This is a genomic window from Bifidobacterium sp. ESL0728 (assembly GCF_029392015.1).
Taxonomy (GTDB): Bacteria; Actinomycetota; Actinomycetes; order Actinomycetales; family Bifidobacteriaceae; genus Bifidobacterium.
Map to the genome: position 1 here is coordinate 458,866 of NZ_CP113925.1, position 25,812 is coordinate 484,677.

14 protein-coding genes are annotated in these 25,812 nt (G+C 56.2%); 7 read left to right on the plus strand and 7 right to left on the minus strand.

All coding sequences use genetic code 11. The features are described from left to right. Nucleotides 1-365 precede the first annotated feature (365 nt). From valS to OZX67_RS01515, 4 genes are all read right to left on the minus strand, one after another. Nucleotides 366-3,116: a valine--tRNA ligase gene (gene valS, locus OZX67_RS01500; RefSeq protein WP_277143511.1), complete on the minus strand. Its 2,751-nt coding sequence runs from the start codon at nt 3,114-3,116 to the stop codon at nt 366-368. A 68-nt stretch (nt 3,117-3,184) separates the two neighbouring features. Then, the gene (locus OZX67_RS01505) at nt 3,185-4,717 is read right to left on the minus strand and encodes an ABC transporter substrate-binding protein (RefSeq protein WP_277143513.1); all 1,533 of its coding nucleotides are present in this window, start codon (nt 4,715-4,717) and stop codon (nt 3,185-3,187) included. Between the two features lie 87 nt (nt 4,718-4,804). Continuing rightward, nucleotides 4,805-5,473 carry an endonuclease III gene (gene nth, locus OZX67_RS01510; protein ID WP_277143515.1) on the minus strand — a complete coding sequence of 223 codons (669 nt, stop codon included), beginning with the start codon at nt 5,471-5,473 and terminating at the stop codon, nt 4,805-4,807. Between the two features lie 330 nt (nt 5,474-5,803). Continuing rightward, nucleotides 5,804-6,586: a response regulator transcription factor gene (locus OZX67_RS01515; protein ID WP_277143516.1), complete on the minus strand. Its 783-nt coding sequence runs from the start codon at nt 6,584-6,586 to the stop codon at nt 5,804-5,806. A gap of 308 nt (nt 6,587-6,894) precedes the next feature. Between OZX67_RS01515 and OZX67_RS01520 the strand changes: the two genes are divergently transcribed. Further along, on the plus strand, nt 6,895-7,824 hold the full coding sequence (locus OZX67_RS01520; RefSeq protein WP_277143518.1) for a hypothetical protein: 930 nt from the start codon (nt 6,895-6,897) through the stop codon (nt 7,822-7,824). 302 nt (nt 7,825-8,126) lie between these two features. Here OZX67_RS01520 and OZX67_RS01525 read toward each other — a convergent pair whose 3' ends face one another. From OZX67_RS01525 to OZX67_RS01535, 3 genes are all read right to left on the minus strand, one after another. Beyond that, nucleotides 8,127-8,696, minus strand: a complete 570-nt coding sequence (locus OZX67_RS01525; protein ID WP_277143520.1) for a manganese efflux pump MntP family protein — start codon at nt 8,694-8,696, stop codon at nt 8,127-8,129. Between the two features lie 476 nt (nt 8,697-9,172). Continuing rightward, nucleotides 9,173-9,667, minus strand: a complete 495-nt coding sequence (locus OZX67_RS01530) for an inorganic diphosphatase (protein ID WP_277143522.1) — start codon at nt 9,665-9,667, stop codon at nt 9,173-9,175. A gap of 244 nt (nt 9,668-9,911) precedes the next feature. Then, the gene (locus OZX67_RS01535; protein WP_277143524.1) at nt 9,912-12,083 is read right to left on the minus strand and encodes an alpha-1,4-glucan--maltose-1-phosphate maltosyltransferase; all 2,172 of its coding nucleotides are present in this window, start codon (nt 12,081-12,083) and stop codon (nt 9,912-9,914) included. Nucleotides 12,084-12,411: 328 nt separating this feature from the next. Between OZX67_RS01535 and OZX67_RS01540 the strand changes: the two genes are divergently transcribed. The 6 genes from OZX67_RS01540 (at nt 12,412) to OZX67_RS01565 (ending at nt 25,672) form a co-directional block, all read left to right on the plus strand. Further along, entirely contained in the window at nt 12,412-13,533 is a 1,122-nt protein-coding gene (locus OZX67_RS01540) for a hypothetical protein (protein WP_277143526.1), read from the plus strand. 127 nt (nt 13,534-13,660) lie between these two features. Next, complete coding sequence (locus OZX67_RS01545; RefSeq protein ID WP_277143528.1) at nt 13,661-19,162, plus strand: LPXTG cell wall anchor domain-containing protein; 5,502 nt, start codon at nt 13,661-13,663, stop codon at nt 19,160-19,162. A gap of 353 nt (nt 19,163-19,515) precedes the next feature. Further along, on the plus strand, nt 19,516-20,526 hold the full coding sequence (locus OZX67_RS01550) for a hypothetical protein (protein ID WP_277143530.1): 1,011 nt from the start codon (nt 19,516-19,518) through the stop codon (nt 20,524-20,526). A gap of 232 nt (nt 20,527-20,758) precedes the next feature. Continuing rightward, on the plus strand, nt 20,759-21,652 hold the full coding sequence (locus OZX67_RS01555; protein WP_277143532.1) for a glycosyltransferase: 894 nt from the start codon (nt 20,759-20,761) through the stop codon (nt 21,650-21,652). A 23-nt stretch (nt 21,653-21,675) separates the two neighbouring features. Further along, nucleotides 21,676-24,435 (plus strand): glycosyltransferase family 39 protein, encoded by a 2,760-nt coding sequence (locus OZX67_RS01560; RefSeq protein ID WP_277143534.1) that lies wholly within the window; start codon nt 21,676-21,678, stop codon nt 24,433-24,435. Between the two features lie 379 nt (nt 24,436-24,814). Continuing rightward, nucleotides 24,815-25,672, plus strand: coding sequence for a hypothetical protein (locus tag OZX67_RS01565; RefSeq protein ID WP_277143536.1), 858 nt, complete (start codon nt 24,815-24,817; stop codon nt 25,670-25,672). The last annotated feature ends 140 nt before the right edge of the window (nt 25,673-25,812 follow it).

The following is a 25,812-nucleotide window of genomic DNA, read 5'->3' on the forward strand; positions in this document are numbered from 1 at the left end:
TTTCGCGCATTTTGGTCGCTAAAAGTTCTGAAATGAACGCATTGCAGATACGCTGAGCGGATGTGCGAAACGGGTGTGCAGAGCGAGTACGCGGAACGGATATACAACGCGTGCGTACACGCTATGGGTACATGAAACGGATACTCAGTGTAGATGTATGAAAACGGGTATGCAGAGTGGATACGAGGAACAGATGCGCGGTGTAGGTATACGCTACGGGTACGCGGAACGGATACGCATGCTGTAGATACACGGAACAGACATATGAAACAAACATGCAGAGAGTAAATATGCAAACAGATATGCAAAAGGCCCGACGCGCTGTATCCAGCGTGTTGGGCCTTTTATACCAACGATTCAGGAGGTTACTTCTTCTTGGGCTTCTTGGCCGGCGGCTCACCGAGTTCGGCGTCGCTGACCTTCACCACGATCTCGTTGTCGGGAGTGTCGGCCGAATTGTCGACCGCGACCGTGAGTGGACCGGTGACCTTTCCGGCTTCGGCGATGTCGATGAGGCTCGCTTCGACGGCCTTCTTGCCGGCTTCGGGAACATTCAACGTAGCCTTCAGGATTGGGGTCTTCATGGAGACCTTGGCCTGCGACTTCAAGCCGCGCAGCTCGGCCAGCGCCTTGCCGGCCCAGACGAGCATGTCAGGATCGGCGTCGCCGGCGGCGGCTTCGTAAGGCTCGGCCTTCGGCCAGGACGAGGTATGCACGGAACCCTCACCGGCATGCATCCAGTGCCAGACCTCTTCGGTGGCGAACGGCATGTACGGTGCGAAGAGACGTGCGAACGCCTCAAGGCCCAGTCCCAGCGTGGTGCGTGCGGACTTCACCGCGGCCTGTGACGGGGTCTTGCCGGTGGAATCGGCGGTGCCGTAAGCGCGGTTCTTCACCAGCTCGATATAGTCGTCGCAGAATTGCCAGAAGAACGTCTCGATGATTTCGAGCGCCTTGGAATGCTCGTAGCTGTCCATCGAAGCGGTCGCTTCGCGAATGACGGAAGCCAAGCGCGCCATCACCGCGCGGTCAAGCGGTTCGGTGACGTCGGCAGGGTTCCAAGCGGCGGTGGCGGAGGCACCGACGTGATGGTTGTCGTCCTCACGGCCGATGGCCAGTGCGAACTTGGTGGCGTTCAAAAGCTTGATGGCCAGACGGCGGCCGATTTTCATCTGGCCTTCGTCGTAGGTGGCGTCGAGGCCGAGCTTGGCGGAAGCGGCCCAGTAACGCACCGCGTCGGCGCCGTACTTGTCGACCGGCTCCTTGGGGACCACCACGTTGCCCTTGGACTTCGACATCTTCTTGTGGTCCGGGTCGAGGATCCAGCCGGAAAGCGCGGTATGCGCCCACGGCAGGCAATGGTTCTCGAGGTGTGCGCGGTCCATGGTGCTGAAGAGCCAGGTGCGGATGATGTCCTGGCCTTGCGGGCGCAGATCCATCGGGAAGGTCGCCTTGAAGAGGTCCTTGCTTTCCTGATCGGGTTCGGCCCAGTGGGTCACGATTTGCGGGGTCAGCGACGAGGTGGCCCAGGTGTCCATGATGTCCTTTTCGGCCGTAAAGCCGCCGGGCACGTCGCGCTGGTTCTCGCTGAACCCGTCCGGCACATCGTTGGTCGGATCGATCGGCAGCTGGTCTTCGCTCGGGGTGATTGGGTGATCGTAATCCGGCTCGCCGTCGGCTTTCACCGGATACCACAGCGGGAACGGGACGCCGAAGAAGCGCTGGCGGGAGATGAGCCAGTCGCCGTTCAGTCCGTTGACCCAGTTCTCGTAGCGCACGCGCATGAAGTCGGGATGGAACTGAAGTTCCTTGCCGCGCTGAAGAAGCTCGGCGCGCAGCTTCATATCGGTGCCGCCGTTCTTCAGGTACCACTGGCGGGAGGTGACGATTTCGAGCGGCTTGTCGCCCTTTTCGTAGAAGTTCGTCATACGTTTGGTGGGTTTCGGCTCGCCGTCGAGGTCGCCGGATTCGCGCAGATGCTCGACGATGATCTTGCGAGCGGTGAAGGTGGTCTTGCCCTCGGTCTCCTCGAAGATCTTCTTGCCGCCCTCGTCTTCGATCCAATCCGGCACGCTCATGATGATGCGGCCGTTGCGCTGGATGATCGGACGGGTCGGCAGGTTCAGGTCGCGCCACCACTCGATATCGGTCTGGTCGCCGAAGGTGCAGCACATCGCGATGCCGGCGCCCTTGTCCATTTCGGCGGCCGGGTGCGCCATAATCGGCACCTTCACCTTGAAGAGCGGGGAGTAGACATACTGGCCGAAGTACTTCTGATAGCGCTCGTCGTCAGGATTGGCAATCAGCGCGCCGCAGGCTGCCAACAGTTCCGGGCGGGTGGTCTCGATGTAAATCGGAGTGCCGTCCTCAAAGCGGAAAGCGACGCGGTGGTAGAAGCCGTCGTATTCGCGGCTTTCCAGCTCGGCCTGCGCCACCGCGGTCTGGAAAGTGACGTCCCAAAGACCCGGCGCGTCCTTCTGATAGGCCTCGCCGCGGGCCAGGTTGCGCAGGAACGCCTTCTGCGCAACGCGCTGCGGATGCTCGCCGATGGTGTGGTAGGTCTGGCGCCAGTCGATGGACATGCCAAGCGAACGCCACAGCGCCTCGAACTGCTTCTCGTCCTGTGCGGTGAGCTTTTCGCACAGCTCCACGAAGTTCTTACGGCTGATCGGCACCTGGTCGCGGGCCTCGATCTTCTTGCCCTGCGTGCCTTCGAACGGCGGCTTGAAATCGGGATCGTATTTGAGCGACGTGTCGACGCGCACGCCGTAATAGTTCTGCACACGGCGTTCGGTGGGCAGGCCGTTGTCGTCCCAGCCCATCGGGTAGAAGACGTGCTTGCCCTTCATGCGCTCGTAGCGGGCGATCACATCGGTGTGGGTGTAGGAGAAAACGTGGCCGACATGCAGACTGCCCGAAACGGTGGGCGGCGGGGTATCGATGGAGTAGACGGCCTTGCGGTCGGGGGCGCCGTTACCGTCGCGCGGGATGTCGAAATTATAGGTGCCGTCGTTGTCCCATTCGGCACGCCATTTGTCTTCCAAGCCGTCGACGCCGACCCTGTCGGGAAGGGGCGAAAGGCTTGCGTTGATAGTGTTATTGTCCTGATCAGTCATAACGACCAATTTTAGAAAGCAATGGTGACATCAGCGCCGTGGCGGTTGGCATGTGAACGCCGGGTTTGTTACTTCGTGCCTACGTCGCGCAACGGCAGGAATTCGTCGGTCATATTCCTCGGATAGCCGGTGACATTGTTGTCGGCGGCAACCATGCTGCTTTCGGTGTAGAACCAGGCGCTTCCCGCGTCGGAGCTGACCGTCTTGGCGTAGGCGCGAAGGTTCTGCTGATAGTCGATGTCGTTTCTCGACGCCAGGGCATTGCGGTAATCCTGCTGGGCCTCGCTGTTCTGGTAGCCGAAGCGGCCGTTGGCGAATGCGCCGAGGTCGTCCGGCCCTTGCATGGCGACGATGGCCATTTTGTAATCGCCGTTGTTGAGGCGTTGCGCAAGTGTATCGTCGTCAACTACTTGCATTACAAGATGGAGCTGGGTGGTCTTGAACTGATCGATGACCTGCTGGCCGAGCGCTGTGTATTCTGTAGGTACCAGGAAGGTGATATCTCCGAAATACCCGGGCCGAGTAATCCAGTAATTGAGGTCGTTCTTTCCTGCGTCAAGATTGTGCGGGAATATCGCGGAAAGGTCGTCGTAGCCTGGCTCCAGCGGGCTGATCGGGCCGTTAAGCACCGAGGCCGCGTTGGGTTGGCTTTTGGTGATTGCTTCGTTGTCAAGAATGTAGCGGACGGCCGAGCGGGCGCGTTCGTCGGAGAAGATCGAGTCGCTGCTGTTGTTGAGCGCCAGCGTCAATTTTGAAGTCGTGAGCCCCTTGGAAACACTGTATTTTTTGCTGCCTTGGAAGGGTTTGGGGGAATCCGAAGGGCGCAGCACGGCAAGTTGGACATCGCCGTTTTTCATGGCTTCGTTAAGTGATTCTTCGGAATCGTAATAACGCATGGTCATTTGCGAACTGGTCGTCTGCTGCTTCCAGTAGAGGGGATTACGCGCGAAAACGATGGAATTGCCGGGGTCGAAACTGTGCACGGTAAAAGGTCCGCTGCCTGCGGACTGCTTGGCATAGTTGGCATTTGACGAGGAATCGTAGACGATGCCGGCACGTGAGGAAAGTATGCGCAACAGTCTTGGATTGGGTGAGGAAAGCGCAATCTGTACCGTTGAGGTATCGGGGTTTTTGACGGATTTGAGACCGGTCAGATCCTCGGCCCCCACGTAGTTTTTATTGACAATCTGCTGAAGCGAATAGACCACATCGGTGGAATCCAGCGCGTCGCCGTTGGCGAAACGCATGTCGGAATTGAGCGTGAACGTATAGTTGAGGCCGTCTTTGGAAACGTCCCAGCTTTTGGCGATGGAGGGGACGAGTTTGTTGTTCTGGTCGCGGCCTACCAAAGTTTCATAGACATTGCCGATCAGCGCCTGATCGAGTTCCTTGCCGGCAACCGTGCGAATGTCAAGCGATTGCGGGGCCGTGGCATCCAAGCCGACAGTGACTTCCGAACCGGAATGAAGCAACGTGGCATCGTTGGAACGACGGTCGAAATGAACCCAGCCGACACCTACGAGGGCGAAAAGAACCACAGCAGCGCCGAGGAAGGCGAGACCTCTTTTTGGCCCGCTCGTTTGCTGCTTATGCCGTGACATGTTTCAAAACTTTACTATCCGGTGCTGAATGATTCCTGAAAGGCATGTGAAGCTTTGGAATACGAAGGATTTGGGCGCAGACGTCAATCAGAGCGGATGGAATGCGGAAGGGCAGGTGTCGTTCAACAGGCAGGATTCGCAGTCGGGATTGCGAGCGGTGCACACGCTGCGGCCGAAGAGGATGAGGCGGTGGGAAAGGTTCGACCACTCCGACGGCTCGAAATACTGCGTGATTTCCTTTTCGACTTTGACCGGGTCCGGGTGCTTGTTGCGCCAGTCGGTGCGCCAGCGCAGCCGACCGGTGACGCGGATGACGTGCGTGTCGACAGGAAAGCCGGGTACGCCGAACGCATCTCCCAGAACGACGTTCGCTGTTTTGCGGCCGACGCCGGAAAGCGTGGTCAGCTCCTCCATCGTCTGGGGCACCACGCCGTCGAAATCGCGGACGATCTGCGCGGCCAGCTCGATGATATGAGCGGATTTCGTATGGTAGAAACCGAGCGGGTGAATGATATCCTCGATGCGTTCCGGATCCGCCACCGCCAGCGTTTCCGGTGTACCGTAGTCGCGGAACAATTCAGGCGTGACGCTGTTGACCCGCACGTCGGTGGTCTGCGCGCTCAGGACGGTGGCGACGAGCAGGTGGAACGGGGTTTCGTAGTCGAGCGTGCACATTGCTTCGGGGAACATTTGGCACAGCACGTCGTATTCGGCGTGAATGCGCTCGGCGCGTTGCTGCTTGGTTTCCCTGGGCATGGGCTTTCCGTTCCTTTGCTGGTGTTTTTGGTTACGTTTGCTGCCTCGTTATCGGCAACGAGACAAATCTTCTGCCCACTATAGGCACGGATTTGGCGGTTGTCACCTGGTTTGCGTCGTTTGCATAGTGTGCGGCATGTCAATTCGTGATTTTTTCTCAGGTCGATTGCAAGCCGCGTTTGATAACGGGAAAGCGAATCGTAAACGTTGTTTTGGCGAGGCTTTGGTTTTAGCCGAAGTTATTGTCGTATAGTCTCGGTGACGATTTTGTTTCGATGCTTAGGGCGATTGTCGTTCGTTTTGCTTGAGATACTCGACTTTGCCGATGGCTCATAGATTGCCGGTATTGCTGGTATCAGTGCTATCGCCTGCGTCAGTGGCGTCGTTGCCGTCAGTATCGGCATCGCCGTCGCTATCCGGCGGGTCGAAACGATAGCCCACGTTGCGCACGGTGCCGATCATATGCTCGTATTCGCCGCCGAGCTTGGCGCGCAGACGGCGCACATGGACGTCCACGGTTCGCGTGCCGCCGTAGTAGTCGTAACCCCACACTTCCTGCAGCAACTGCGCGCGGGTGAACACGCGGTGCGGGTGCTGGACGAGGTATTTCAGAAGCTCGAATTCCTTGTAGGCCAGATTGACCGGCTCGCCATTGAGCGTGGCCGTGTAGCCCTTCGTATCCACCACCAGGTCGCCAGAACGAATCTGCCCGTCTTCACGATAATTATCTTGTTCTGCCGAAGCACGGGACATTGTTGGTGTGGCTTTGCCGCGCTCGCAGATCAGGCGCAACCGACCTTCGACTTCGGCGGGGGAGGCGTTGCTCACCACGACGTCGGCTACCCCCCACTGGATGTTGATGGCGGTGAAGCCGCCTTCGGTAATAATGGGAATAATCGGGATGGAAAGACCAGAGGCATGGATCAAGTTGCACAGGGTCTTGGCATTGGCGAGGTCGTCGCGCGCATCAAGGAAAAGGATGGTGCTTTCGGGAAGTTTCACGAGACTCGCGGCGTCCATCGGCAGCACGCGCACGCGGTAGGAAAGCAGGGCAAGGCTTGGCAGCACGCTGGCAGGATTGGGGGACATCGTCATCAATGTTAAATCGGTCATTGAGCCCTCCCTCCCAATCGTGTCCCGTGAGTTTGCAGTTTTGCCGTTTCCGGCCAACTTACGCATAGCTCGACATCGTGTATACGACATCTTTGGGGTTTATGCGATTCATTTATATTGTACCTGCGGGTTGTGGACACAGGCCGCTACCATATTGCTTATGGAAAACCCTGTTTGTGTCGGCAGTGTTACGCCGGAGTTTCCGTGGTTTTGAAGCGTGCCGTCGGCTAGACAACAAGGTTTTGAATGACGGGATTTTCGTGCGTAAAATGACATGGAAACAAAGCGAGACGGAACGGGGTTTACGGATGGCTGCTGCGGCGAATGGCGACAATGAAAATACTGTCGGTATGACGGGTTCCGCCCGTGTCTGTGTTGACGGGAATGGTATCGGAACCGCCGAGCCTGCATCTGCGCCAACGACTACGGGTTCCGCCCGTTCGGCGAAATCCGTGGTGAAGCTTGAGGTTGTGGTCTACGCCATTATCGTGGTGATGCTTGCGGTCTCGTGCCTTGTGGACGGCCAGGTGCAGCTCACGATTGCGGAACTCATCGCGCAGATGATGGTCTTCGGGATCATTTTCTGGCCGATGCGCGGCTCGATTGTCGATAGGATCATCGGTATCATCGGCGGCGAGCTGATGATCGGCGGCACGCAGATGGTACTTCTGGACCTGCTGCCCAGAAGAGGTGAAAGCAATGGTGTCCATCGGGCGCATGTCGGCCGGTTCGATGAGGTTGCTACCGGCAGTTTGCTTCGTGTCTGCACGCTTTGGGCGGGTGCGTTGTTGGTGGTGCTTGCCGCCTTCGTTATTTTGGGCTTCCTTCACCAGATGCTGCGCCGCGAACGCACGAATATGGTACTTTCCCTTTCGCAGAGCCTTATGGTCAATGTCGCCGTGGCCGCCGCCTCCGGGTGGGTGTTCCTTCCGGTGCTGCTGCGCTATTTCTCGGGGAATTTTAAAGGTGCGAAGGTTGCCGGCGGGGCTCAAATCGGTATCGTGGCGATTGTTGTCATTGTCGCTTTGGCTCTGTTGGTGGTGTTGGCGTGTGCCTCGGTGCGTTGGTGGCGTGATTACGATGCCGTCGGTCAGCCGGATCGTAGCGAGGTCGTTCCGCATTGGGATATCGACGATCGCAAACGCTACTCTTGGATCGGCATTGGTTTTGCGCCGATTATGTACGGCGGATTCGTCGTGTTCTTGGCGTTGGTCGCGCTGCTTGTTTTCGTCGGGTGAGGTTATTGCTGCGATTTCACAGCACGGAACGCTTTTATATGACGTGATTGTTCTTCAATGCTGCGCCTTGTTTGCTTGAGAATTGCAAAATGTTGAAATATCAATGATTCTGGTGACAGGCAAATTGCTGCGATAAATGTATTTGCAGCAGAGAAGCCTTATTTCGTTTGGGATTGCGTTCCCTGCTGGTCCGATACAGCGCCGAACACATTTTTGAGCTTGCCAAGTCTTCAGTGCTGTGACGAATTGGATTTGGACATTTGTTCGCTGTGACTATGCATATGGCAGTTATCTTCGTATGCTTACCAAGCGATGATGCCGAGGTGTTCCAGCAGTGTTTTCAGGCCGATGAGGATGAGGACGATGCCGCCGATGATCTGCGCGGTCTGCTGCCATTTCACGCCGATAACGTGGCCCAAGTAAAGGCCGGCGATGGAGAAGGCGCCAGTGATGACGCCGATGATGGCGGCCGCTCCCCAAATATTGAGCGGCATGAACTGGAAACTCACGCCCACTGCAAACGCGTCGATGCTGCAGGCGATGGCCAACGGCGCCATGTGACGCCAGTCGAATTGTGCGGTCTCCTTGGCGTCCTCTTCTGGCTCGCCGAATGCCTCGCGAATCATATTGCCGCCGATCAGCGCGAGCAGGCCGAAGATAATCCAATGGTCTACGGCCTCAACGTACTTGCCGAACAGTGAAGCGAAAAAGTAACCCAGAATGGGGAAGAGCGCTTGGAACCCGCCAAACCAGAGCGCTGTTTTGACGGCATTGAGCGGCCTGACATGTTTGGTGGCCAGCCCCTTGCCGATGGCTATGGCGAAGGCATCCATGGAAACGGACACCGCGATAAGCAGAATTTCGACGATCATAACCTGCGTTTGCACTTTCGTGTTCATCCGCAGCTATGTTGGAAAACGGTAACGATGATTCGCTACCGTCGCATGTCGCACGCGGATGGGCCTCGACGGTCGCCCGCCTACGCCTTGTGTTTCGGCATTGAGAACTGCCGGCAACTCCTTACTGTTCCGGCTTTGAATTCCCGATGTGAATACCGTTCGCATGCCACAATTGTTGACCTTTAGTATAGTACGCGTCTGATGATAGCGCGTAACTTTATCGGGTTGCGAAAAATTTGCCGGGTTCCTGATGTTGGCCTAATCACAGACGCCTTTTATGTATTACGTTTAGATGATTTGGTCGGTAAGCTTTGGTGATTGGTGCAAATGAAAACCGGAACGATGCGCAATAGTGCATGTTCCGGTTCAAGCGATGTTGAATGTCAAGTGGCTATCCGGCTGATGCTCGCCAACTAGATAACCGGCCGATATTCACGATAAGCGATTACTCACTTCTTGGAGGCGGCGAGGCGCTCGCGAGCGGCCTTGATCTGCTTCTCGGCTTCTTCGACGCCAGTCCAGTAATCTCCGGGCATGACTTCCTTGCCGGGTTCCAGAGCCTTGTACTGCTCGAAGAAGTGCTTGATTTCGGCCTTGTGATACTCGTTGACGTCATCGACATCCTTGATGTCGTCGAAGCGCACGTCGGCGGGCACGCACAGCACCTTGTCGTCGCCGCCCTCTTCATCTTCCATGTGGTAGAGCGCCACGGCGCGGCACTTGATTTCGCAGCCCGGGAAGACCGAGTTCGGGATCATCACGAGTGCGTCGAGCGGATCACCGTCCTCGCCCAGCGTATCCTCGATGTAGCCGTAGTCATCCGGGTAACCCATCGCGGTGAAGAGGGTGCGGTCGAGCTTGATGCGGCCGGTCTCCTCGTCCATCTCATACTTGTTCTTCGATCCGCGCGGGATCTCGACGAGGACATTGAACGTTTCAGCCATGTTTGCTCCTTTTGAACGTGCTTTGCGTACGTTGTGTGTACGGTTTTGTTACCGAAATCAAGTCTAGCGCAGATACTCGTCGATGGTGGCTGGGCGACCCGATATGGATTCATCTCCATTCAAAGTGCTTGGCTTCAGCGATTATGGATTCAATCGATGTTTTGAAACCGCGCTTCAAATAACCATCGGGAATGGCGTCAGACGAGTCTCTTCTGCGTCTTTGGTTTATTTCATTGGTGCATCGTTATTCTTCTTGTGTTGTATTGACGGTGAAAATGTAGGCCGGCCGTTCGGCCGGGTCGAGGGTGACCTTGTTGTTGCTGGACCATGTGAAGCTGCCGCCGCCAAGTTCGTCGTGGACGTCGAAGGTGTGGTCGCGCGGCAGGCCAAGCAGGGCCGGGTCGAAGTTGACTTCCGATGTGTGGGCGGCTTTGCAATCAAGGTTGACCACGACAATAAGGGTGTCGCCAAGGGTTGGGTCTTCTGCATTGGCGGCGGTGGTGCTCGCATTGTTTCGTTCCTCTGTCAAGTCGATCGACATCGGCGGAATATAACGGGCGAAGGCAACGACGTCCGGGTCACTGGTCCAGAGCATGGCCAGGTCATGATAGCTGCGGCAGACGGGATGGGTGCGGCGGATGCGGTTGAGGTCGGTGAGCAGCGCGGCGATGCCGTATTCCTTGGCTTCGTTCCAATCGCGCACCTTGATCTCATATTTTTCGTTGTCGGCCTGTTCCTCGCGGCCTTCCTGCTGGTGGTTTTCCACCAGTTCATAGCCGTTGTAGATGCCCCACGAAGGCGAGCCCATGGCCGCAAGTACGGCGCGAACTTTGTGACCAACCGGCCCGTTGTCGCGCAGGTAGTCTGTCAAGATGTCAGGTGTTGTGGGCCAGAACGTGTTGTGTTGGTAGTAGGCATCGTCGCTGTTGGTGGTCTGCAGGTATTCGGCAACCTCGTCCTTGGTGTTGCGCCACGGGAAATAGCTGTGCGACTGGGTGAAGCCGGCGAGGCTCAGCGCCCGCATGATGGCAGGGCGGGTGAATGCCTCGGCGAGGAAGAGGATTTCGGGGTGCCTGCGCTGCACGGCCTTGATGACATCCTGCCAGAAACGCACCGGCTTGGTGTGTGGATTATCGATACGGAAAATCGTGACGCCCGCGGAAATCCAGAGGTCCATGATGCGCTCGGTCTCGCGCTCGATACCAGGCATATCGATGTTGAAATCGATGGGGTAGATGTCCTGATATTTCTTCGGCGGGTTCTCGGCGAACGCGATGGTGCCGTCGGGCTTGTGGCGGAACCAGTTCGGGTGCTCTTTCACCCACGGGTGGTCGGGTGAGCATTGCAGCGCGAAGTCCAGCGCGATTTCCAGCCCCAGCTTGTGCGCGTAGGCGCAGAACGCTTTGAAATCGTCCATCGTACCGAGCAACGGGTCGACCGTGTCGTGCCCGCCGAGCGCCGAACCGATGCCGAAGGGGGAACCGGGGTCGTTCGGCCCCGCGACCAGGGCGTTGTTGCGGCCCTTGCGGTTGGTGACGCCGATGGGGAAGATCGGAGGAAGATAGACCACGTCGAACCCTTCGGCTTTTGCCCGGTCGAGCCCGGATATCGCTGTTTTGAGCGTTCCCTGAGTAATCTCGCCGGTTTGCGGGTTTCGCGTCGCACCTTCCGAACGCGGGAAGAACTGATACCAGGAGGTGAAACTCAATCCGGGACGCTCAACTTTGAACCGTTGCGGGACGCTCGTCGTGAGTCCATCCCGCAACGGGTTCGAACGATGCAATGCTTCGATGGCCGGATTGTCCGCGGCGGAAAGCCGTTCTTTGATTTCCAAGGACTTGTCGCCAAGTTTTCGGGCGGCTTTGCGCAAGATGTTTTGTTGGGCTTCATCGAGTTTGGCGTCGTTATTCTCTGCCCAACGTGCGAAAAGTTGCGAACCTGAAATCAGCGCGTTTTCCGCGTCATCGTTGACCTCGACCTTGATTCGTGCATCGGCCAGCCAGGACGCATACACGTCTTCCCAGCCCTCCAATGTGACCGTCCATTCGCCGAGCTGCTGAAGTACTTGGTCGAAATCCTTGTCCCAAGGCTTGAGATCGCTGGGATTTCCCGCGCTAAGTTCCGCTTTCCACAGGTCGAGTCCCGGATTGATTGAGCTCATGGCGACGCGTTGTCTGATTTCGCCGTGTGGGTTACGCAAAATCGCGGTGGCACCCGTCTGGCTGCGTCCTTCGATGAAAATCTGGGCGGTGAGCGTGAACAACTCGCCAAGTTCCACGCGTGCCGGGTATATGCCCCGTTCTTCGTTTGGCGTGACCGACAGGATCACCATCCGTCCGAATTGGCCCGGAGTTGTCACGGGCAGGCTGGGCGTGGCCGGTTCGCTGAATTCTTCCTTGCTTGCGTTGGCTGCCATAATCGCTCCTGCCTCGTGGTCTTCGACGTCGGTGAATCGTTCTGTATTGTTCATTGTAAAGGCAAGTTTGATGATGCCAGATTTTTTCGGGCAAAACAATAAAAGCTGTGCATAACTATTTATCTGTATCGCAAAATGGTTGATAATCGTGTGGATGAATTGGTCGAGGATGACCTGAAAACGGCGAAATGTGGATAGCGAAAATCGAGTTATCCACAACACGCCGAGACCCCGATCATTCGACCACAGTGCCCGAAATCGGCACGGAAATTTGCGGAATCATGCAACCATAGCAGTATCGGGTTGTGAACAGGAAAGTGAGAAGAAGATGAACAATGAGTCGAAATCGGGGCAAACCGACGAACGCAGGGAGAAGGATGCACCGCCTACGGCTGTTGAGGACGTTCAAACTGCCTTGTCAGGTGTAGGTGGTGAAAAAGCTGGTGCTGAAGCATTAAGCGAACCGGGCAGTGTTGCGGATGGCGGTAAGCAGCCGTTTTGGAAGCGGCGGGTGGTGTGGATTGCCGTTGTCGCTGTCGTGGTCATCGTCATGGCTGGTATCGCTGCAGTTGTGATCTGGAACGGTCGTGTCGAGGACGAGGCGCTCTCAAGTTGCAGGCAATATACAGGGCAGATTCGAAGGCTGAGGGGCACATCTCTCGGTAATGATGCAATTCAGGCGGCGAAAGTGGAACAGAAGAATGTCGCGGATGCCAAGACTTGGGAAGCGTTGCAAGGCAGTGAGAAGAAGCTGGCGGATTTGAAACAAAGGAAAGTTCCGACTTGTGATGCTACTTCTCGCGCTGATGCTCAAAAGCAGCAGACTGGTGCCAGCTCGTCTCTGAAATCGATGAAAGCGGCGCGTACCAATGTTGAAAAATCCGCGAAAGCAGTACTGGCCAGTCGCGACGCGAAAATTCTGAAAGATACCCGTGACGGGCTGGCGGCCAAAGTAGGTCAGGCAAAGCAACTGTTGGACTCGTCGGCCGGCAATGTGGCTGACGATGCGACTCGCGCGGCGCTGTCACAACAGATTGATGCCGCCAATGGGCTGCTTGGCAATGGGCAATCGAAACTTGTTGATTTGCAGCAAGCTTCACAAGCTCTTGATGGAGTGATGAACGGTGTCAACGCAAGCGTGCAGGCGAAGACGGAGGCCGATGCCCAAGCCGCAGCTGCGGCTGCAGGACAGGCTCAGGTCGAGGCTGCGCAGAAACAGACTTCTAGACGTACGAAGTCATCCAGTGCGGCTCGGGGTAATTCGTCGGGTTATGGGGCACGGAGTCCCGAAACATCACCTCTTCAAATACATGGTTTTGCGGGTAGCGCTGGTCTAGACCATGGGCCGGAAGGTGGCCATCATGACATTATGTGCTTTGGCCCTCATGATTGTCTCGACAGAAATGGGCATCAAGTTGACGGTAATGGCAACATAATTTCAGGTAATTGATAATCAAAGTTTTTGTCGTGTTCTCTGCTCTTCATCTTGGCGGATTCTGGCAGAGAACGCGACTCCAATAATTGGAAGAGAACTCTTGCGAGTGCTCTTCCTCCATCCTAACGAATGGAGGAGAAAGATGAAAAGACGTAGCTGGTGGAAATCCGAAAATGTGCGGCATCTGATGACCGGGGGATTGGCCGTGTTGGCGGCCTTAGCGATGCTTGCTCCCGGGGTGGCCAATGCCGGCATGGGCATCGGAGGCGGTGGCGTCAGTGGGGGAGGTAGCGTTGGCCCCAACAGTGATGCCCTTTGGCTACAGGATAATAGCAATTATGCTAGTGCTCCGGCGCAGGGTTGGGGCGAAGATTCCATCACTTATGCCTTGAGTCAGATTCATGGCCAGTTTGCGGTGTCGAATCCCGGAACCCCTGTGGGCGCTAGTTTTGATGGCAGGGTTCAGCCGGTTTGTCGAAACGCAGTCAGTAACGCCATTGCGGATCCAACTGACGGCCCCGCAACTCAGGCGCGAGTAGTTGGCATAATGATGACGGTATCCGCCACGCCTTCTATTGCAGGTGGCAAGAAAATCAACTTGTGGGGAACCAACGGTACGGATTTCATGCGAAGGTTCCACAATGACTGGAACGCTGCGAATCCTTCCGGAAGTTTGGTTGGATGGGACTCCGGATGGCTTGAGCGGGGCAAATCCATGTTCGAGGCCGGCATCAACGCCCAGGCCGCTTCGACACCGTCCGGCATACAAGTGGTGTGCCTGGCCGTCAACAACCAGCAGCCGCCACGAAACTACGATCTTGGGTTGACAACCAGCCAGCAAATGCCTGCTGGCGTCGCGGTGGGCGCCACGAATGGTGTTCATGATCTCATCCATGCCAGCCGCAATGGATCACCTATCGCAGAAGATGTGAATGCGGCTGTGACTTTGCACTATGGGGGTCAGCCCGACGGGTATGTATCAGCAAAAGAATCAACGAAAACCGGTGCAATCCACAATGACGGTGATTCTTTGTCACCATCGTTCTCGCCCTCTGATTTGGGCATGACCCATTGGCAGGAGGGGCAGTACTGGTTCGATGTGAATGTCGGCAAACAAGGCAAGATGAATGCAGCCGTTTCGCATCAGGGCTCGGCCGACGCTTCTGAGCAATGGAGCGTTTCTTCATTGACTCCCGCAGCGCCGACAAAGAGCGTGCAGAAAGGCACGAGCGCAAACGGTATGGCCAATATGACCACGATTGAGTCGAACACTGGCCGCGGTGGGTATGAGATGCATTTCAAGGATGTGATTTCGTCCAACGGCATCGATTATGACGTTTCGGATATGAAAGTCACCGATACAAGCGCCAATGCGGATGTGTCAGGTCAATTTACGATGAACTGGGACAAAACGGCGAACACGGTGACGGCCGACCGTTCCAAGAGTTCTGGTGAGTTGCCTCTTGACCATGTTTTCCGTTTTACCTTCAAGGTGACGGTGCATGATCCGGATACCAATATGATAGGAGACAAGGCTTCAGTGGCTTGGAACCGGAGGTCTTTTGTGGACAGCCCTTATTACCGGTTCCCGACCCGGAACCCGAATCCCGACAAGGCTTGGACCACCGACCCCAACGAAGCGCTCGCCACCTCCGATCCGAATCATACGAATCAAGCCGGTTCCGACGCCAGAACCTTTGTGCCGGGTGACCGGGTCTCCAGCGTGGTCAACGGCACGTTGCCGAAGGGTTTGGTAGAAGACCTTTCGCAATATTCGTTGACCGATGACTGGTCGGATGCCTCACGCTATCTCGATTTCCCCAACGAAAACGCCAGAGTATATGTCGACGGCATCGATCGCAGCTCCGATTTCGACATCACCACAACCGGTTTCAAGACAACGGCCGTCGCGCGTCAGTCGATGCTTACAGGAAGCGCCCATCAAGTCAATGACCGGGCGGTCAAACTCGTGCTTGATGGCAGTTTCAAGTCGGGAATGACAGCCACCGATGCGGTGTCGATGACCAATTCCGGGGGAGAGCAATGGAATGGCCAGGATGCCGGGACGAACACGCCGCCGGTGTTCGTACGCAGTCCGAATCCCGACAAAGTATGGGTCAAGGACACTCAGGAAGCCTTTAATACCGCCGACAGGAGGCATACCGACGATGTGGCCGCCGACAACAAGACCTATGTGACCGGAGATGATGCGGTGGTCGTTGTCAACGGAACTTTGCCCAAGAATCTGGCCAGGGATTTGAGCCAATATGCCATTGTCGACGATTGGTCGCAAGCCACCCGATACGCTGACTTCCCGAACGAGCAGGTCAAGGTTTATGTCGATGGGGTGGATCGCAGCGGCGACTTTGATGTTGAGACCAGTGGCCATGTGACCACTGCCAGTGCAAAGACGACGATTCTCAATGGCAGTGGCAAACAAGCCAAGGATCGCAAGGTGAAGATGGTATTGAGCGGAACGATGCTCAAAGACCTGGACGCGCACACGACCGCAACCATCGTCAACAAGGGCAGCGAGCAGTGGAACGGGAAAACGGTCGCCACGAATATGCCGCAGGTGCATGTGTGGAGCCCGAATCCGGACAAAAGCTGGGTACGGCTCGACGGCGACGGCAAGTGGAAGTTGGTCGTCGATCCGAACAGGAGCAACGCGACCGGTGCCGACAACCTCACGTTCCTTGACGGCGACCAGTTGGGTGCCGTGATCAATCTTCCGATAAGTGATCCGAGCATGTTGGAGTATGGCGTCAACCAACTTTCGTTGACCGATGATTACGCGAAGGCCGACTACCTGGTCGATCCGCAGGCGCTCTCCAAGGTGCGCGTTTATATGGCACCCGCCAGCTCGAGCAGAGAATCAAGCGTCGATGCGATCAACGATGTAGCCGGTTCCGATATCAGCCAGGACTTCAACATATCGAAACAGGGCACGAAGGTTACGGCCACCGCCAAGCCGGGCTGGCTTGCTGCGTTCTCGCGTCACTCCGGTCCGGTCCAGATTACGATGTTGGTGCCTTTCGTGGCGAACTACGCCAACGGCAAGGGTGCCGCAAAAGTGCGCGAGGACTTCCATAAAAACCCCGGCGACGAACTTGTTTTCGGCACGGATCCCGGTGGGGCTGATTTGCTCAATGCCGGTTCGATACTCGTCAACAGGCAGTCCAAAGACACCAACCTGCCGAAGATTTACGGTTACGTCCCATCGGTGAAAAAGGACGTGGTCAGCGAGGCCTCGCAAGGCGGTGATCAGGGCTCCGTGGACGGCAAGGTGGTCTATCCCGGCCAGAAAGTCGAATACGATTTGGATACCCAATTGCGCTTGCCTTCTTCCTTGGCCTATGCGGTGAAGACCGTTGCGCTCACCGATTGTTACGACCGGTATCTCAAGCCAGACAAGCAGACGCTTGAGCTCATGGATCTTAACAGCGGACACATGGTTCCCAAGTCGAAATATGTGACCAAATGGAACGACACGGCTCACGAGGTCATGGTGTATATAACCGATACGGCCATCATTTCCCGGTGGCAGTCAGGAGGTACGCCTCGTTTGCAGCTGCGATTCGAGGGAACTGTGTCTGCTGATGCGCCTGCGGACCATAAGGTCGGCAACCAGTGGATGCTTACCTTGAACAATTCCGTGACCCCAAGCAATGAGGTGTTCAACGTTCCTCCGGCCCTGAACCCCGCCAAGCATGATTTCCAGAGTTCAAAGCAGGGTGATCCTACTGTCTCCATCGACGGAAGGACGCTTCTTCTTGGCGACAGCGGCAACTATGTCATCGACCTGGACGCCACACAGACAGGGCAAGCCTACAAAGTCTGGAAACTCGGTATTGTCGACGACTTTGACGAAGAATATCTCAAGGTCGACCCTACCGACATTGCCGTGACGGGCGATGATGGCCAGGACTATACCGCAAGATTCAATATCGGCATTCACGACGGTGTGCTTTATGTCTTCGCCAAACGGGTCGATACGTTTGTAGCTGCAACAGGGACGACGTTGAAAGGCGAGCCTCAGCCCGAAGATCTCCAAACGTACGCTTTTGAAGACAAGCATGACCCGCTTTCCGACCCGGCGATCGACCAATCATTGCTTGGTCAGCATTATCACATCGTGATGCCATATATTGTGCAGAAGGTCAGCGATGGCTATGTCGTGAGGAACAAGGCCATCCAGATTGAAAACACGATACATAAGGAGACCAACGAAGTAAGCAACCCGCTCAAGCCGCTCAGTCCCGAAAAAGATGTGGTTGTCCGGGTTGGCGGCGAATCCGTCGATGGTTCCAATATCTATAAGGACAGTGCGTTCCTCTACCAGCTGGACAGTTCCGTTCTACCGGCAAACCGTGCGTATCCGAGAGTTGACGAATGGAATATCGTCGACGACCTCAATCCCGACTATGACCAGTACACCGGTCAATGGGCCGTATACGCTACGCGGGATTTGCGCGGTAAGGACGGCAGCATAGTGGCCCGTAAAGGTGAGAGGATTGCCGGCAACGGATTCGATTCCATCGGCAAATTCGGCAGCGATCTGTTCACCCTTGTGGCCGATGACGGCGGAGTCTCGCTTCGTGATTCGCAATCCGGTGCCTCGGGGCAAGCCGATCATGTGCGAATCACCGTCACCGCAACCGAAGCCTATCGTCAACTCGTTTCCCATGACACTTCGCACGAGCAAGGTTGGCGTACCTATATCCAAGTCAGGCGAATGAAACCGACCGAGCGTCATGAGAACAAGTTTGTTGAGACCCTTAACACTCAGGTGAACGAGTCGAACGTGGTGTGGACCCGCACACCGGACCTGGTTCCTTCACTGCATATCGAAAAGTGGGACAAGCCGAGCGGTTGGTCTAGGGGAGACCGTGACGATCCGAATGACCCGTTGAACATCGAAGGAGATACCGAAATCGTCTTCACCATCACCAACACCAGCGATAACGAAGGCGGGCATGGTGCACTGTTCAAGGCCAGTGACTTGAAAATCAGTGATACCACTCTTGCAGGTGATGGAGCGGTGACCGGTTTCAAATATCCTGCTGGATGGCCGAGTCTTGTGCTGAAGCCGGGAGAGCATGTCGATGTGGTCGGCACGTTGAAAGACGTCACGGCAAGACATATGGACCGGGCGAAAGTCACCGGAATCCCGCTTGTCGATTATCAGAGCGTGGATACGAATCCCTGGGCGGGCGCGTCACAAAACAATGGTGATGCCAATCAAGGCGGTGAAGGCTCCACGTCGCCGGTTGACGGGAATAGCCAAGACGCTAGTGGCAACCTGGATCCCGGCGGTGCCGTTTCACCCGGATTTATTCCCGGGCAAATGCCCGATGACGCTGGTACCGGACTTCCGGGCTCAGAAGATAGGGCGCAAACGAAGACTGTCGATATCGAGGGACGAACCATGAGCGTGATGCAACCGGTAGCCTCCAATCTTGACGATTGGAACGGCGTGCATCAGGCTGATCAGCCCGTGCCCGCTCCCGCTTCCACTCCTGTTCCTCTGGTCGTCAGTGGCGCATCCATCACCTTGTTGCTGCTTGTGGCAGGTGCATTCCTCTTTGGCGCGATTCTGCTGGAGGTATTCAAGTGCGACCGATACCACCCTCGTCACCGGTGATTTGAAGGGCTGCCGCCTTTTGTTTCCGGGGTTTTCGCAAGTTCGGAAGCCCCGGGCGGCCGGTCTGACGGAACTGCCGGATTCAGCGACCATTCAGCTTACGTTCAAGAATATCTTCCGAAAGTAGCGGGATTCCTTGGGCTTCGCTACAGCGCCTGCCCATGATGACCTTGTTCAATATAACCATTCGACAAGGAAAGCGGGTAAACGGCCATTCGTTTACTACGTTCCGGTCGAGACGAGATGGGCACTTGCAATTGGTGGGATGCAGGTATCCGTTTCATCGATAGACGATTACCGGTTCGTCTGACGATACCGTTCAGACGCACAGGAATACGAACAGGAGCATCATTATGGACAAGAACACGAACGACAACAGCACGAATGTCAACGCAACGAAGAACGAGAACGTAAATGGCGAAAGCAATGTGAATAGCGAAAGCCCAGTCAAAACCGCCACTGACGCCACGATGGACATGCATGCGGACAGCCGTGTGGATGCCAACGCCGGTGGGAATGCTGGTACGCAGACTGCAGCCGCTGCCGGGTACACGCCATATCCGTCGATGAATGGCGATGCTTTCCGCCCAAATGGTCAGCCATCGGGTGGCGAGGATTTTGCCGGCAATGGCCAACCGGTGGGCGGTCCGAGTTTTGCCGCAAACGGTAATCCAAGCGCTGCCGGCAGTTTCGCTGCGAATGGTCGGCCAATGGGTGGCAATGGTTACGGTCCCAATGGTCAACCGGTCGGCGGCGCAAGCTTCGCGGCAAATGGTGTGCCTAGTGGTGCCGGAAGTTTTGCAGCCGACAACCCGTTGGCACGCCTTGGTCAGAAGCCGAAGGAGCATTCCGGCAAGATGTGGGGTGCGATTATCGGCATAGCTTTGGTGTGTGGCTTGGCCGGTGGCGCGATCGGCGGATTCGCAACAGCGAAATCGGTGGTATCTTCGCAAACCCAGCAAATAGAACGTCAGATGCCTTCAGGAATGGGCCGTCAAGGCATGGGTCAGATGCCCGGTGCCAGGGGTGAATCCGATGGTTCTGGCCAATCAGGTCAGGATGGGTCTGGTTTGTCCGGAAATTCCGGTCAATCCGATGGGTCCGGCTCGTCAGATGATTCGAGCCAATCCGACGGAACGGGGTCCTTAGGCGGTTCGGATATGTTCGGCGGGCCCGATTCTCAGAACAGCGGCAGTGGAAAGTCATCCGGAAAGTCACGTAGCGGTGCGTCGGATTCCTCCGCTCATGGTTCCAGTGGAACAAGTTCATCACAAACGGATACTTCGTCCAGCTCAGGAAGTTCTACCCTAGGTGACGCAGACACATTGTCGACCATTGCAGACACGACGTTGCGGAAAGTCTGACGCATGTTTGCCCTTAATAAAAAGAAGTAAATTATTCGATTTTATGATGGTCTCGGTTCCCGCCGGGGCCATCTTTTATGTCGGTTTCGGCGGCCTTGCTTTGAAGGGGAATCACCGGATTCATCGCATTCAGATAATGCTCAGTAAACTTCCACGGTATTGGTTACAAGTTTCGGGTTCTGTCACACGATTGCCCGAGCGTATATCCAAAATCGTCGTGTGTACTGTCATTATGACAAAGCAACAGCAGCCGCAAACGGCACAACACAGTTCCAATCCTTTCGATGCTTTCAGTCGGTTCGAGCCCAGCTTGCCCGATTCCGCCCAACGCTTTTCCGTCGCTGAGCGGGTGGGGAGGCCGGCTTATGTGGATGCCGACATCGTCATCCCCGTCTATAACGAACGCGAGCAGCTCGCCGATTCCGTCCTCGCTTTGATGCGGTTCCTCGCCTCATCGCGCAACAGTCAGTTTTTAGCGCAGTCCCAGCCGTCCTATTTCCCGCTATACAGCTGGAACATCGTTATCGCCGACAACGCAAGCACTGACGATACCTGGCCGATTGCGGTCAATCTGGCCCGTCGATATCCGAAATTCATTCGTGCGGTTCGCATTCCGGCGAAAGGCCGCGGGCGTGCGCTGAAACTGGCGTGGGGCGAATCGCGCGCAAAAGTCCGGGCGTATATGGACGTCGACCTCTCCACCGATATCCGCCTGACCGACGTGCTGGTCAACTCGATTTTGAGCGGCGAAGCCGAAGTGGCAAGCGGCTGCAGGCTACTCGACGAGTCGCACGTCACCCGTTCGTCCAAGCGAGAGTTCATTTCTCGCAGTTACAACGTTTTGCTGCGTACGACGTTGGGTGTCACCTTTCAAGACGCACAATGCGGTTTCAAAGCGATAAGCGCCAACGCCGCCAGGTTCTTGCTGCCGAAAATACAAGACAACGAGTGGTTTTTCGACACCGAGCTCTTGACGCTTGCCCAGACCTACGGTCTACCTACCTATATATTCCCTGTGCGCTGGGTCGAGGACGCCGGCACGACGGTCGACATCCCAGACACCGTTCGCAAAGACCTTGCGGGCATCAAACGGATGCGGCACACGCTCGCAGTCTCATCCATTTAGCCGTATATACAAAGGACAAATCCATGAACGAAACACCAAGTCAATTTGGCCGCATCAAGTCGGCTTTTACCGGCATTCCCGGAGGCCGTTTCGTCTCCGCCGACCCGGTACACACGGTTCGTCACCTCATCGCGCGCAAACGAAAGTGGTTCGATTGGCTCGCCTTCGGCATCATGATGGTGGCCACAGTGGCGATCATGTTCGTCAACCTCACGGCCAACGGTTTCGCCAACGAGTTTTATGCGGCCGCCGCACAAGCGGGTTCGGTGAATTGGGAAGCGTTCCTGTGGGGTTCGTCGGACGCCGCGAATTCCATCACGGTCGACAAGCCGCCAGCTGCATTATGGCTCATGGCACTTTCCATCAAGGCGTTCGGTCTGAACTCGTTCGCCTTGTTGCTTCCCGAAGCGTTGTGCGGTGTGTTGAGCGTCTGGCTGCTATACGCCTCGGTACGGCGGTATTGGGGCAATTGGGCCGGCATCATTGCCGGTTCTACCCTTGCTTTGACACCGGTGGCCGCGTTGATGTTCCGTTTCGATAATCCTGATGCGTTGCTGGTCTTACTGATGGTTGCCGCTTCGGCCTCGGTGTTGCGTGCGCTGGAATACGACCCCGACCGCAGAGACAACCGCAAACGAACCCTGTGGCTGGCGCTCGCCGGCGTATGCATCGGCCTCGGTTTCCTCACCAAGCAGATGCAGGTATTCCTTGTGCTGCCGGGCTTTGCGCTCGCGATCTTGATTGCCTCGCCCACCAAATTCTGGCGGCGTTTGGTCGACAGTTTCGTCGCGCTTGCGGCGATGGTGGTCAGCGCCGGTTGGTGGGTTTTGCTCACCGTCATCGTCCCCGCGGGATCCCGGCCGTATATCGGCGGCTCGCAGAACAATTCCTTCCTCGAACTCACTTTCGGCTACAACGGTTTCGGCCGCTTGACCGGCAACGAAACGGGTTCCGTCGTCCCGGGAGGGGGAGGCGGTCACGCAGGTACTCATGCCGGTGCCGGTTCCTCTGCAGGCAGCAAGATTTCCGAAACGCTGGGCAACGCCTACACCGCCATGACCGGTGGTATGGCCGGCGGACCTGGCGGTGTTCCTGGCGTCGGTGGTGGTCAAGGTCACGGCAGCCACGGCCAAGGTGGCGGTATGTGGGGTACGACCGGTATCACGCGTCTTTTCGATGGTGTCTATGGCACCCAGATTTCCTGGCTTGCCCCTATCGCATTTGCCGGCATTCTCATTGGTCTTGCCGTCTCGATTCGTGTCCGTCGCACCGATATGCGTCGTGCCGGTGTGATGGTGTGGGGCGGCTGGCTGGCCGTCACCTGGTTGACCTTCAGTTTCATGGGCGGCATCTTCCACCAGTATTACACTGTCGCACTCGCTCCAGCGGTTGCCGTGATGGTCGCTGTGGCTGCGCAAAATCTTTGGGAACGGCGTGATGCCTTGTGGTCGCGTCTGCTCGCGACGATTTTGGTGCTCGTCAGTACGTTGTGGGCCGCGCAATTGCTGTCGCGTTCCTCGTGGCTGCCATGGTTGCGCCCGGCGGTGCTGATTGTGGGCATTGTGGCGACGCTTGCGTTGCTGGTTTCGGCCATCGCTCTGCTACCGATTCGTTCACTGCACGCCTTGCGTTCCGGCAACGGTGGCAAAGTGGTCAACAAGATCGGACTGGTCGGCATCGTTTTGGCAGTGGTCACTCTCTACGCCGGCCCCACCGCGTGGACAGGTTATACCGTCGCCACCGGCCATCACGGTTCGATAGTCACTGCTGGTCCGGAGGTTTCAGGCTCGATGGGAGGCCCCGGCGGTGGTCACGGAGGCCGTGGCGGTTTCGGCGGCCAAGGTGGTCCCGGAGGCGGTATGCCCGGCGGAGGCCAGCAAGGTCAGCGGGGCCAAGGCCAGAGCAGTTCAGGAAATCGTGGTCAGCAAGACCAAGGTGGTTTTGGCGCCGGTGCGTCCGGCCAGAATAGCCAGAATGGTCAGAATAATCAAGGCAACGTCAATGGTTCAAACGATTTTGACGGTTCTTCCTCTCCCGGCACCACGCAAGGTCAATCCGCTCAAGGCGCTGGACCCAATAGTGTCCCTGGCGGCGGTTCCGGCAGATCGAGAAATCGATTCATGAACAGCCGTAATGGATCGAATAATTTCGATGGAACGTCTGGAATGTCTGGAAAGCCGGATTCGGGAAGCAGCGGCAACAGCACCCAAGGCTCTGGCAATTCCAACACCACCGGCGGAGTTCCGAACACGAATGGTCAAAGCGGTGGAAGCGGTGGCAATAACGGAAGCGGCAATAATAACGGAAGCGGTCAAACCGGTTTCGGTGGTGGAAGACAGTCGGGACGAGGTCAACGCGGCACGCGTAACGGCCACGGTGGCGCAGGCGGCCTGCTTGGCGGTGATGGCGCGAGTTCGGTCGGTACCAAGCTTAAAAAGCTCCTGATGAAAGATGCCGACCAATACACATGGATCGCCGCGGCCACAGGTTCGCAGAGCGCGTCCGGCTACCAGCTGGCCACACAGAAGCCGGTCATGCCGATCGGTGGTTTCAACGGCTCCGACCCGAGCCCCACGCTTGCGCAGTTCAAGCGTTACGTGAAGGAGGGCAGGATCCACTATTACATCGGTGGCGGCGAAATGGGTGGCGGCATGGGCGGCAACCAGATGGGCGGTTCCAACGCTTCCAGCCAGATCGCCACCTGGGTCAAAGCCAACTTCAAGTCCCAGACCGTCGACGGCGTGACGATCTACGACCTGACAACACCGAAAACCAATAAGTAAAAGGAGGCTTTTCATTTCCATATAGCGCGTAAATACTGTCAATAGCCGGATCGATGGATTTTTCATTCCTCGGTCCGGCTATTCTTGTGCTGCGCATCTTTGCTTCATAACCCAATAAAAATAATCTTGATCTATGCAATCTGAACGCAACGAATATTCCTTTGGCTTGTTCGCCGAACTGGATGGTAACTTTCTCGCTTTGTTATTCAGATTGGCTGGAATGTATTAAGAATCAATAAAAGGGAAAATACTGTCGATTTCTGTTATATTCCATATAATTTCTTGTAGAGAATCCAATTGAGAATCAAAGTTCGATTTTCTTCGCTTTCTCGAAGCAAGCGGCAGAATACAGATTTGAAAAGATGGGGGCGAACCCATAATGGCAGCGGGAATGGGAATGGTACTAGGGCAGCCGGTTGGTTTGCCGGGCGATAATTTGATATTTGGCGGGTTCAAAGAGCACATCAAATCAGTGAGACGCAAACTGCATGACGGGATTTGCTTGTGGGGTCCAGACCGCGAAACCCATACGATGGCGAACCCGGCGCGTTCGATTACTTTTGACACGATTACCGATGACCCTCAGTTCGGCGACGAGCGAGCCTTCGTTGTCATCAGAGATGCGACCGGACTGCCAAATAGCGGGCCGACTGCTACCGGAAGACCAATGAGCGGAGAGCCTGCAAACGGGAGTCCGGCTGACGGGGCAAGTCGTTTTTCAAATTCCGTAGAGGCGATTGACGACCACGTCTATATGGTCAGGGCGCTTATTCATAACACAGCTGCGGAGAGCCTTCAGCTTGTTGCACGTAATGTCCGCTTCTATGCCGCGATTCCCACAGGAGTGAACACAGATGCGATGGTACAGGGAACAATCAGTGCCGATAATTGTGGGGAAGATGCTTCCGGCGCAGTAGGGAAGCCAATGAGCTTTTGGGACGAAGCTCATCTTCATTCTGATTCCCCGTTCATAGTAGGTCTCATTCCCGGAACTGGTCGTTACTACAACAATGTTCGTGATTTTACGACGGACGGTTTTCCGCTTTCAGACTCGATGTGCACCAATGAGGGTGCGCTTTTGGGCTATGAACAAATGGACGGAAGAATTCAAAGTTGCTTCCAATACTCCGGTTATGCCACTTTTCTGGTCCGGGTACGAATGGTTAACCCAAGTGATCCCAATTACAACATGCCGCCTAAACCTGTTTCGATAAATCCGTACGATATTGATGCATAAGATCAAAGGTTTATTTTAAGGATTTTAGGGTTTTGCTGAAAACTGCGAAGCAGCGGTTGAGTCAAACATTCGAATTGGAGTGCTTAGACTCAGATATGCTTTTTTCTTCAGCTTTCGTTGCTGGGTTATAGCGCAGTTTT

Bases quoted from the DNA above. Each gene is read 5' to 3' on its own strand.
- valS (WP_277143511.1), bottom strand. From the start codon at position 3,116: ATGACTGATCAGGACAATAACACTATCAACGCAAGCCTTTCGCCCCTT.
- OZX67_RS01505 (WP_277143513.1), bottom strand. From the start codon at position 4,717: ATGTCACGGCATAAGCAGCAAACGAGCGGGCCAAAAAGAGGTCTCGCC.
- nth (WP_277143515.1), bottom strand. From the start codon at position 5,473: ATGCCCAGGGAAACCAAGCAGCAACGCGCCGAGCGCATTCACGCCGAA.
- OZX67_RS01515 (WP_277143516.1), bottom strand. From the start codon at position 6,586: ATGACCGATTTAACATTGATGACGATGTCCCCCAATCCTGCCAGCGTG.
- OZX67_RS01520 (WP_277143518.1), top strand. From the start codon at position 6,895: ATGGCTGCTGCGGCGAATGGCGACAATGAAAATACTGTCGGTATGACG.
- OZX67_RS01525 (WP_277143520.1), bottom strand. From the start codon at position 8,696: ATGATCGTCGAAATTCTGCTTATCGCGGTGTCCGTTTCCATGGATGCC.
- OZX67_RS01530 (WP_277143522.1), bottom strand. From the start codon at position 9,667: ATGGCTGAAACGTTCAATGTCCTCGTCGAGATCCCGCGCGGATCGAAG.
- OZX67_RS01535 (WP_277143524.1), bottom strand. From the start codon at position 12,083: ATGGCAGCCAACGCAAGCAAGGAAGAATTCAGCGAACCGGCCACGCCC.
- OZX67_RS01540 (WP_277143526.1), top strand. From the start codon at position 12,412: ATGAACAATGAGTCGAAATCGGGGCAAACCGACGAACGCAGGGAGAAG.
- OZX67_RS01545 (WP_277143528.1), top strand. From the start codon at position 13,661: ATGAAAAGACGTAGCTGGTGGAAATCCGAAAATGTGCGGCATCTGATG.
- OZX67_RS01550 (WP_277143530.1), top strand. From the start codon at position 19,516: ATGGACAAGAACACGAACGACAACAGCACGAATGTCAACGCAACGAAG.
- OZX67_RS01555 (WP_277143532.1), top strand. From the start codon at position 20,759: ATGACAAAGCAACAGCAGCCGCAAACGGCACAACACAGTTCCAATCCT.
- OZX67_RS01560 (WP_277143534.1), top strand. From the start codon at position 21,676: ATGAACGAAACACCAAGTCAATTTGGCCGCATCAAGTCGGCTTTTACC.
- OZX67_RS01565 (WP_277143536.1), top strand. From the start codon at position 24,815: ATGGCAGCGGGAATGGGAATGGTACTAGGGCAGCCGGTTGGTTTGCCG.